The following is an 8,956-nucleotide window of genomic DNA, read 5'->3' on the forward strand; positions in this document are numbered from 1 at the left end:
GCAATCAGCCAGGGACACCTAGGGACACAAGGGTGGGACATGCAGAACCAGCTCGTTCTGACCACGATGGAGTGGGCGGTCTGGCGCTATCCGTCGGCCGAGCTCTCAGCCGACGGGGCATGGGTGCTGTTCAGCGGAGAAGCCGAGTCGGTCCTGCCGAGCGACGTCTTCGAGGACGACGGCGACTTCGAGCCACGGCCTCGTCGTCTTCGACACTCAGTGGGCGACGCGTTCGATCATTTCCGTGCGCTCGCTGTCCTCAACGAAGGTCGGGCCGACCATCTCGTGGAGCACGTCCGTCGATTCGGGCTGTCGGTACTGTGCCGGGATCACGGCCTCCCGATGTGGCATCGAGTGCCGGACCGGACATCCCTCGAGGATGGCCGCGGTCCCGGACGTGGAGGGAGTTGCCTGGCGGGCGGGCCGTCGAAAAGCAGTCCGATCGCGGGAGTCCGGGTGGAAGAGGCTGTACGTCTCGCCACCTTCTTCGAAACGGTGTTGGACCTCGCCTACACCATTCGGCGCGGTCGGGTGATTGCACCGTGGCATGTCGAGGGTGTGAGCGTGCCGGGATACCCCGGTCGTGACATCGTTCAACGGCTTGCGTTGGAGGAGATCCAGCGCGACGGGAAGCCTCTGCCCGGCCGGTCGAGAGACCTGGTCTCTCGTGCCTCCGAGCGATTTCTTTCTCAGTGCGGCGTTCAAGCTGGTGTCTCTTGGCTGGAGCGACGACGTCCTGAGTTGGTGATGAAGGTTCAGGACTCGTGGGGGATGTACACCTTGGAGCTCGTCCGTCGCTTGAGCACGGACGGTGAGCGTCGGTCAATTTTCCAATGCGTGAACTGCGGGACGCCGGTCCAGTTGCCCCGTCGCCCACGCGACGGCGACCTCGTCTACTGCACAGCGGCGGACTGCCGTCGCGAAAAGGAACGCCAGCGCAAAGCTGCTCAGCGAGCAAGGAAGAGGAACGACTCATGAGCGACGGACGTCGCGGCAGCGTGAAGCAAGCCGCCAACGGAACGTGGGGCTTTATCGTCGACGTCGAGAGCGACGAGATCCTGCCTTCCGGCAAGCCGAAGCGCAAGCAGACCCGCCGCCGCGGGTTCGCGACCAAGAAGGCCGCGCAGGCCGAGCTCACGCGAGTCCTCACGTCACTCGAGCACGCGGAATACGTCGCCCCGAGCCGGCAGACCGTCGCCGAGTTCCTCCAGACCACGTGGCTGCCGTCAGTGCGGCACACGCTCAAGAGCTCGACGTACGACTCCTACGCTCGCAACATCCGTCTGCATGTCGCCGGCCGCTTTCTCGGTGCCCGGCAGCTGCAGAAGGTCGACGGCCAGTCCCTGAACCTGCTGTACTCGCTGCTCCTCGACGGGGACGACGATCATCGCAAGCTCTCGGTGAAATCGGTCCGCTACATCGCGATGATCCTGCACCGCGCATTCCGCGATGCGCAGAAGTGGGGCGCGCTCAGTCACAACCCCGTCGACCGGTCCGACCCGCCGGCACTGACGGCCGCGCGCGAGATGAAGACGTGGACGACCGAGCAGGCACGCACGTTCCTCGCCTTTGTGAGGGACGACAGGAACTATGGCGCCTACCAGTTGATGCTTTACACGGGCATGCGCCGCGGAGAGGCGCTCGGCCTGAAGTGGTCTGACATCGACCTCGACGCGCGGCACCTGCGAATCGTCCGCAGCTACGTCTCCACCGGCGCGCAGCGCAAGGGCGACATTGCGGCCGAGTTCAGCAGCCCGAAGACCGCGAAGGGGCGGCGACAGCTTGCGCTCGACGACGGCACGATCGCCGCGCTGCGCGCCCACCGCGCGCGGCAGAACCAGGAGCGCCTCGCCCTTGGGATCGGGTACGACGACCAGGACATGGTGTTCGCCGCCGCTGACGGTCGGCCGATCCACCCGAAGGTGTTCAGTGACAAGTTCCGTCGTGACGTCCTCGCCTCGGGCGTTCCACTGATCCGCCTGCACGACCTGCGCCACACCTATGCCACGGTCGCGCTCAACGCTGGCGTGCACCCGAAGATCGTCCAGGAGCGCCTGGGGCACTCGAGCATCAGCGTGACGCTGGACATCTACAGCCACGTGGACCTTGAGATGCAGTCTGTGGCGGCGGCGCGGGTCGCGGCCCTTCTGACAGGAGATCCCTCATGAGCGACAACATCCATGCCGAAGTCGTCGACGCGATCGTGAAGGCGTGGACGGCCCTCGATCCCAGCGCGCTGCAGGGGCTGTCGGAGGTGACTCGCGAAGAGAAGGAGGCGGCCGATGCGCTCATCCTCGAGGCGTTCTCGTTGCGTCAGCCACAGGGCGAAGCGTTCCTGAAGGTGTACGAGGTCTTCCAAGACGCCGGCCTCAAGGTTGCGGGCATGTCCTGGCCCGAGGTCTTCGACCGGCTCGACGACTCACACATTGCGAGACTGCGCGAGCTCTACCCGGCCATCCCTCAGGGCGGCCGTGCTGAGTTCGACCGCCGATTCGGAAGGCCCGATCTGTGAGCCCGCGTGACCACTTCGTGACCACCGAGCCCTTCACGGCCTCAGGATCACAAACGAACTTGCCTCTGACCTGCGGCAATGTGCCGTTCAGGTCCGTGCTCCCGGTGGGGGTCGAACCCACACTGGGGCGGGTTTAAGCCGCCTGCCTCTGCCATTGGGCTACGGGAGCGCGATGTCAGACTAGGCGTTCCAAGCGCCGAGGAGGAACGGCTACTCCTGTGGCCACACGGACACGATGCCCTTGCCGCCAGGCTTGACCCAAAGGGCCACGGTTGCCTCCCCGCTCTTTGTACCTAGGGTCCTTCGGTACTCAGCAGCGTTCGCGCGCGACAGGTAGGCGACGACGTGGTTGTCGACGACCACAGCAACGGCGTTCGGGTCGTGAGGGTTGCGGGCCTCGGGAGTCAGGTGAGCGACGAAAGACTCGTTGATCGGCAAGCGACAGTTCTTGAGGGACGCAGGCGCGTGCCCCCGGGCCTTCAACAGGCCGACGAGTGCCGATTGATAGAACGACTCCCCCACGAACAGCTGCTCACCACGCACCGGCGTGAAGGTCACTGATGGCGGTGGCTGCTTGAACAGCTCGCTGAAAAATCCCATCCCCGGAACCTACGTGCCTTCGTCCACTCAGGAGGCTGTATCGCAAATTCACCGTTTGATGTAGGCGGCGCAACCGAATCGAGGCGGCAATCAAGCCTCGAGCCGACGTGCGATCGCGTCGAACGCGCGCTTGTCGTAGGCGACGAGCCGGGCCCAAGCGACCTGCGTAGGGGTGGAGCGGAGGGTGTCGACGGCTGCCGCGACGGCGTCGTCGAACGGCCAGCCGTAGGAGCCCGCGCTGATCAGCGGGAAGGCGATCGATGTGGCGCCGAGCTCGTCGGCCACGGTCAGGGCTTTGGCGTAGCACGACGTCAGCAGCGTGCGGTCGCGCTCGCCGCGGTTGTGGTTCGGTCCCACGACGTGGATCACCCACCTCGACGGCATGCGGCCGGCCGTCGTCCAACCGGCCTGGCCCGTCTCCAGACCGTGCGGGAAGCGGCGACGGCAGTCCTCCAGCACCTCCGGGCCGCCCGCGCGGTGGATCGCGCCGTCCACCCCTCCCCCGCCACGCATGGCACGGTTCGCCGCGTTGACCACGGCGTCGACGTCCTGGGCCGTGATGTCGCCCTGCACCACCTCGAGTTCCATCCCCCTACTACACCACCCACGGCGGTGAGGTGAAGCGTCGTTCACGAGTTCGAGAGGTGCGGTCGGGGTTGCCGCCGGCGTCGGCGGAAAGTGGCACCCTTGCCGAGGAGCACCGACCAACGCGTGCCCGGAGGGAGATCCGTGGACGTCAAGCGAGCGCACGTCGCGGTCGTCGTCGTGGCTGCCGCCAGCGCAGCCACCGTGTGGACCGTGACCGGACGAGCCGAAGGTCTCGGGGCGCTCACCACTGCCGTGGCCGTCGCCGCCTGGACGGCGTGGGTGATCGTCGGTCGACGCCGACGGGACGCGCGACGCTCGCTCGCGGACGGCGGGACCGCCCGACGCGACGACCTGAGTGTCGACGACTGCCTGAACATCCTCTTCGTCGTGGTCATGTGCCAGCCCCTCCTGCGCTACGTCGCGCGCGCCGAGGCCGCGGCGGACGGCGCCCTCTGGGTCGGTACCGCGGTCGCCGCCTATCTCGTCTGGGCCTACTACGGACGCCCTCGACTCAAGCGACGGTCAGTTTCCGCACCCGCAGCCGACTCCTGACGGTCAGACCCCGCCGACGCACGCGAAGAACTCGTCGGCCGAGGTGTCCTTCTGACGACCCTGCGCGCCTTGGCTGCCCCGAGCAGCACACGACTCGGTCAGCCGTTACCTGATGAAGCACGGGATCGGAAGAGTTCTTCACGAACTCGAGAAGACGGGGCCGCGCGCTCGCGCGAGGGGTGGTCCCTCCGGCAGCGTGACCCGCGAGCACGAGAGTCGAGGGAGAGCTGCATGAGCGTCACCAAGAGTCGCGCGACGGTCGCCGCCGTCACCGTCGCCGCCGGCATCGGACTGTGGACGTCGAACGGAACCGCTGAAACCGTCGCAGCGGCTGCTGCCGTCACGCTGTTGGTCGCATGCAGCGTTGCTGACCGACCCGGATGGTCCCGACACCGACCCGTGAAGATCACGCGAACGGACGCATGGGTCGGGAGGTCGAAACCTCTTCTCACGAGTGGTCTCGTCACCGGGACGGCCCTGGCGCTCGTGTGCGTCACCGGGGTGAATGCGGGTGCCGCCTCGAGAGAGGACCCGACGGAGTCGTTCACCCATGCCATCTCCGACGGCACGACGAGGGCGGGCTCGACTGTCGCGCAGCCGAACGCTGAGGTTGACGTCCCGACGTCGGGCGAGAGTGAGATCGTCGCGGCCGGTGTCGGCGGGACCGTCACCATCGACACGCCAGCGAAGGGCCGCGGGGAGGTCGCCGACGACGAGCTCACTCGCGTCTACAACGGAGAGCACGACGACAGCCGCGTCGCCGTCCAGCCCACCGCCGACGGGGTGCGCGCAGCCATCGCGATCGACTCCGCCGACGCTCCTGAGCGCTACCCGTTCGAGCTCGGCGGCGACGCCGAACGGCTCGTGCTGGACGAGCAGGACGGCAGCGTCTGGGTGTTCGGGAACGGCAAGGAACCGCTCGGCCACTTCGAGTCTCCCTGGGCCTACGACGCGGCCGGCAGGCCCGTTCCCACCCACTACGAGGTCAGCGGCACGACGCTCACCCAGGTCGTGGAGCACAAGGCGGGCAACTTCAGCTACGGGATCACTGCAGACCCGAAGTGGAGCAAGAAGTGGATCAAGAAGTTCAAGAAGCTCTTCAAGGTGTGCCTGGGCCTCACGCTCAGTACCGAGGCGCTCCTGCAGCTGGTCAGCTCGCCAAACAAGGCAGCGAAGTTCATGGTCCGCCGTCTCGGCCTGTTCGGCGCGGTGTACTGCGGCGGAGGAATCATCGAGGAGCTCCTGTGACCAAGACACCCCCACACCACGACGCCACCACCACGTTCTTCGGCGCCTCCATGATCCTCATGGCAGCGATCATCGGGCCCGGCCTGATCGCGATGTTCCTGACCGACGACTTCTGGCTGATCCTCGCGACGATGGCGGTCGGAGCGTTCGTCGGGCTCGTCATCCGGGCGCGGATGGACCAGCCTCCGCGAGGCTGAGCCGACCGCACCATCCCGACGGTGTCGTCAGACCACGCCCACCCACGCGAAGAACTCGTCCGCGGAGATCACCGGCTTGCCGTACTCGCGGGCCTTGCGCGCCTTGCCCGACTGGGTGCCGACCTCGGCGACGACGAGGAGGTCGCACCTCGTCTTCGTCACGTTGGCGGCGGGGGCGAGGCCGGCGTCGCGGGCGAGGCGCTCCATCTCGTCGCGCCCGTAGGTCCGCCCCGACGGCGACGTGGCGGTGCCGGTGAAGCACACGCGCGCGCCGGGCTGTAGCACGTCGGACGCCGACGGGTTGGCTGCATCGATGGTCGCGACGAGGTCGTCGACGAAGCGCTCGTCCAGCAGCTTCTCGACCATCCGCAGGCGCTCGACGAGCTGGGGCGAGAGGCGCGACGCCTTCGTCGCGACGTTGGCCAGCCGCGCGACCACCGCGTCGGCCACCACCCGCGGAGGGCGCTCCCCCGACGGCACAGAAGCACCGCCGAGCAGCGTCGCGCTCACCCCGACGCTGGCCTCCACGAGCGCGGAGAGGGTGGGGAGGCGGTCGGTCGACGGGGGCGTGAGGTCGGGGTCCCGCGTGAGCAGGTAGCTCGGGTCGGGCAGGCCCTCGGCCGGCTCGAACGGCGTGCTGGCGGCGACGGCCAGGCCCTCGTCGCGCATCCGCGTGAACGCCGACAGCGCCGCGCGCGCCTGGTCGGCCGCACGCCCCGACGACATCGCCATCCGCTCCGCCGACGACAACCCGCCGAACGGCAGCTCGACGCCGAAACCCATCGGCACCACGTGCTGCAGTCGCTTGAGCTCGAAGTCGACCTTGCCGAGGGCGTCGTCCACCCGCGAGCCGACCAGCGTGACGCCCTCCAGCAGCGGCGCCAGCACCGCCCACGCCTCCGGCAGGGTCGGCGCCAGCAGCACGTCGTCGGCGGAGATGCCGAAGCGGGCGCGCGCGTCGGCGAGGTCGCGCTCGGGGTTCACGAGCGTGCTCACCGCGGTGCCGTCGTCGAACGCGACCGCCAGCTCCACGGGTCGGGGCCGCGAGAACGTGCCCTCGTCGCCGACGAAGCAGACCCCCAGCGCCGCGAAGCGGTCCGGCGCCGTGCGCGCCACCTCGCCCGACAGGAACCGCGTGACCCGACGGTCGGTGCGCAGGTGCCGCGGCTCGATCGGCCGCTTCAGCACCAGCCCCGCCATCGACGTCGCCCGGCTCAGCGCCACGTACACCTGGCCGGTCGCGAACACGCCGCCCGTCAGGTCGACGACGAGCCGGTCGAGCGTCTGCCCCTGGCTCTTGTGGATCGTGATCGCCCACGCCAACCGGCACGGCAGCTGCCGGTACGTGCCCACGACCCCGCGGGTCAGCGTGCCGCCGTCGACGACCGGCCGCGTCACCTCCCACGTGTACTCATCGACCGTGACGACCGAGCCGTCGGCCAGCTCCACCTCCAGCTCGACGTCGCCCGAGACGTCGTCGGCCTCGATGCCCACGACGCGCGCGAGCGAGCCGTTGACCCACCGGTCGCTGGGGTCGTTGGTGAGCATCATGACCTGCGCGCCGACCTTCAGCCGCAGCACCGTGTCGGTGGGCGGGTCGAACCCGCCGAGGTCGCCACTCTCCCGCGCGACGCTCGTGACGACCTCGCCCGGGAGCCGCTCCAGCCGCTCGCGGTTGCGGGCCGTGACGATCGAGTTCGACGGCGCGAGCGTCAGCCACAGCTCGTCCTCCGGCGGCTCGAAGTCGCGATCGACGCGGCTGTTCAGCTCCTCGCGCGCCTGCTCCAGCAGCACCCCCTCGCGCACCGCGTTGAGCAGCCCGGTGAGGGTATCGTCGCCGAGCTGGCGGAACACCGTCGTGAGCGCGACGGTCGGGAACGCGTCGCGGTCGAAGCAGTGCGCCGAGTAGAAGTACTCGGTGTCGTAGTGGGTGCGGAAGAACTCGGTCTCGCGGTCGCCGACGATCGGCGGCAGCTGCAGAAGGTCACCGACGAGCACCACCTGCACCCCACCGAACGGCTCCCCCTCGCGCGGCCCGAAGCGACGCAGCGCGGCCTCGACCATGTCGAGCACGTCGGCGCGCACCATCGACGCCTCGTCGACGACGAGCGTCTGCAGACCGCGGATCGCGCGCGTGAACCGTCCCGGCCGGTAGCTGCCGGAGCGGACGTCGTCGAGCGTCGTGGTCGGGCGGAAGCCGAACAGCCGATGGATCGTGTAGCCGTCGACGTTCAGCGCGGCGATGCCGGTCGGTGCGGCCACCACCACGCGGCGCTCCGTCGTCTCCAGGAAGTGCCGCACGAGCGTCGACTTGCCGGTGCCCGCCTTGCCCGTAAGGAACAGGTGGCTGCCCGACTCCAGGAGCTCCAGCGCGCGCTCGATCTCCGGCGTGATGGTCAGGTCGGGCACGAGGTCAGGGTGTCACGCGAGGGTCAGGAGTCGGTCGCGAACGTGTACGCGACGTCGGCGCCGGGGTCGATGCTGGTGATGAGTCGTCCGTAGAACGCCTTCGTCTGCTCCTCGAGGGCCTCGCGGTTCTTCGCGACGTACTCCGCCTGTTGGCCGTCGCCGAGGATCTTGTTGACCAGCTCGAACCGGTCGACGTCCGCCGTCACAAAGCTGAGCACGCCGCCGTCAGTCACGGCCTCCTCGAACTTCGGCTGGTCGTAGCCGATGAACGTGAACGCCGGCACCGACACCGAGTAGCCGTCGGCGCCGTCCCGGGAGACGTCGACCTTCGCACCATCGATCCCCAGCTTCGCGGTGAACTCGTACTGGACGTACACCGTCTCGCTCGTACCGGGCACGCTCCGCCCGAAGATCGTGGAGCTGCGCTTCTCGCTGGTGATCCCCTGGATGTTCAGGCCCACCAGCGCGACCTCCTCGGTCCGCTCCACGGCCTGGATCACCTGGGAGTCCCTGCTCCTGGACTCGATCCCGAAGGGCGACAGGAACCCGGCGTTCCTCGACACGACGAGCCCGCCGACCAGCAGCGCAAGCACACCTACGACGGCAAGGACGCGTGTCAACCACTTCACTGCGAGGCTCCCGGGGAGGTTGGCGACGAAGCACGGGGCCGCGGGCTCCGGCGTCGCTCGAGGCGAGTCTCCACGGTATCGGCCGACCACGTGGTTGTCGTTCCGAACGTCCGTCGGTGCCGACGCCCTGCGACGGCACACGACCCCGTCGAGCGGGCCCGACACGAGCACAGCCCATCCCCTCGTCCGTCCATCGCGGCGCGACGCATACCCCATCGCAG

At 68.5% G+C, this 8,956-nt stretch carries 10 protein-coding genes and 1 tRNA gene; 6 read left to right on the top strand and 5 right to left on the bottom strand.

What is annotated here, in order from left to right; all coding sequences use genetic code 11:
* Window positions 1–39 precede the first annotated feature (39 nt).
* Genes A6Q81_RS07330 through A6Q81_RS07340 form a run of 3 tightly spaced genes read left to right on the top strand, consistent with a single transcriptional unit; the run spans window position 40 to window position 2,512 of the window.
* Window positions 40–978: a hypothetical protein gene (locus A6Q81_RS07330; protein WP_286690029.1), complete on the top strand. Its 939-nt coding sequence runs from the start codon at window positions 40–42 to the stop codon at window positions 976–978.
* Window positions 975–2,168, top strand: coding sequence for a site-specific integrase (locus tag A6Q81_RS07335; RefSeq protein WP_286690030.1), 1,194 nt, complete (start codon window positions 975–977; stop codon window positions 2,166–2,168). The genes A6Q81_RS07330 and A6Q81_RS07335 overlap by 4 nt, the downstream gene beginning before the upstream one ends.
* Window positions 2,165–2,512 (top strand): hypothetical protein, encoded by a 348-nt coding sequence (locus tag A6Q81_RS07340; RefSeq protein WP_286690031.1) that lies wholly within the window; start codon window positions 2,165–2,167, stop codon window positions 2,510–2,512. Before A6Q81_RS07335 ends, A6Q81_RS07340 begins: the two co-directional genes overlap by 4 nt.
* 96 nt (window positions 2,513–2,608) lie before the next feature.
* Here the strand turns inward: A6Q81_RS07340 and A6Q81_RS07345 are convergent.
* The 3 genes from A6Q81_RS07345 to A6Q81_RS07355 all read right to left on the bottom strand — a co-directional run bounded on the left by A6Q81_RS07345 (window position 2,609) and on the right by A6Q81_RS07355 (window position 3,700).
* Window positions 2,609–2,681, bottom strand: a tRNA-Leu gene (locus A6Q81_RS07345).
* 41 nt (window positions 2,682–2,722) lie between these two features.
* Window positions 2,723–3,112, bottom strand: a complete 390-nt coding sequence (locus A6Q81_RS07350; RefSeq protein ID WP_286690032.1) for a hypothetical protein — start codon at window positions 3,110–3,112, stop codon at window positions 2,723–2,725.
* Between the two features lie 90 nt (window positions 3,113–3,202).
* Window positions 3,203–3,700 carry an O-acetyl-ADP-ribose deacetylase gene (locus tag A6Q81_RS07355; protein WP_286690033.1) on the bottom strand — a complete coding sequence of 166 codons (498 nt, stop codon included), beginning with the start codon at window positions 3,698–3,700 and terminating at the stop codon, window positions 3,203–3,205.
* Between the two features lie 141 nt (window positions 3,701–3,841).
* On the opposite strand from A6Q81_RS07355, the gene A6Q81_RS07360 reads away from it, so the two are divergent.
* The 3 genes from A6Q81_RS07360 (at window position 3,842) to A6Q81_RS07370 (ending at window position 5,697) form a co-directional block, all read left to right on the top strand.
* A complete protein-coding gene (locus tag A6Q81_RS07360) occupies window positions 3,842–4,252 on the top strand; it encodes a hypothetical protein (protein ID WP_286690034.1) in 411 nt (136 codons plus the stop codon).
* A gap of 69 nt (window positions 4,253–4,321) precedes the next feature.
* Window positions 4,322–5,500 carry a hypothetical protein gene (locus tag A6Q81_RS07365; protein WP_286690035.1) on the top strand — a complete coding sequence of 393 codons (1,179 nt, stop codon included), beginning with the start codon at window positions 4,322–4,324 and terminating at the stop codon, window positions 5,498–5,500.
* Complete coding sequence (locus tag A6Q81_RS07370; protein WP_286690036.1) at window positions 5,497–5,697, top strand: hypothetical protein; 201 nt, start codon at window positions 5,497–5,499, stop codon at window positions 5,695–5,697. The genes A6Q81_RS07365 and A6Q81_RS07370 overlap by 4 nt, the downstream gene beginning before the upstream one ends.
* A 27-nt stretch (window positions 5,698–5,724) precedes the next feature.
* Here the strand turns inward: A6Q81_RS07370 and A6Q81_RS07375 are convergent, their stop codons facing one another.
* Together A6Q81_RS07375 and A6Q81_RS07380 are read right to left on the bottom strand one after the other, a co-directional pair.
* Window positions 5,725–8,106 carry an AAA family ATPase gene (locus A6Q81_RS07375; RefSeq protein ID WP_286690037.1) on the bottom strand — a complete coding sequence of 794 codons (2,382 nt, stop codon included), beginning with the start codon at window positions 8,104–8,106 and terminating at the stop codon, window positions 5,725–5,727.
* 23 nt (window positions 8,107–8,129) lie between these two features.
* Complete coding sequence (locus A6Q81_RS07380) at window positions 8,130–8,699, bottom strand: hypothetical protein (RefSeq protein WP_286690038.1); 570 nt, start codon at window positions 8,697–8,699, stop codon at window positions 8,130–8,132.
* Between the last annotated feature and the right edge of the window lie 257 nt (window positions 8,700–8,956).

The sequence above is a fragment of the Aeromicrobium sp. REDSEA-S38_B2 genome, from assembly GCF_001628525.1.
In the GTDB taxonomy this organism is placed as follows: domain Bacteria; phylum Actinomycetota; class Actinomycetes; order Propionibacteriales; family Nocardioidaceae; genus Aeromicrobium; species Aeromicrobium erythreum.

What these genes read in the sequence shown, in the direction of transcription:
- A6Q81_RS07330 (WP_286690029.1), top strand. Translation starts at nt 40, where the DNA reads ATGCAGAACCAGCTCGTTCTGACCACGATGGAGTGGGCGGTCTGGCGC.
- A6Q81_RS07355 (WP_286690033.1), bottom strand. Translation starts at nt 3,700, where the DNA reads ATGGAACTCGAGGTGGTGCAGGGCGACATCACGGCCCAGGACGTCGAC.
- A6Q81_RS07350 (WP_286690032.1), bottom strand. Translation starts at nt 3,112, where the DNA reads ATGGGATTTTTCAGCGAGCTGTTCAAGCAGCCACCGCCATCAGTGACC.
- A6Q81_RS07340 (WP_286690031.1), top strand. Translation starts at nt 2,165, where the DNA reads ATGAGCGACAACATCCATGCCGAAGTCGTCGACGCGATCGTGAAGGCG.
- A6Q81_RS07335 (WP_286690030.1), top strand. Translation starts at nt 975, where the DNA reads ATGAGCGACGGACGTCGCGGCAGCGTGAAGCAAGCCGCCAACGGAACG.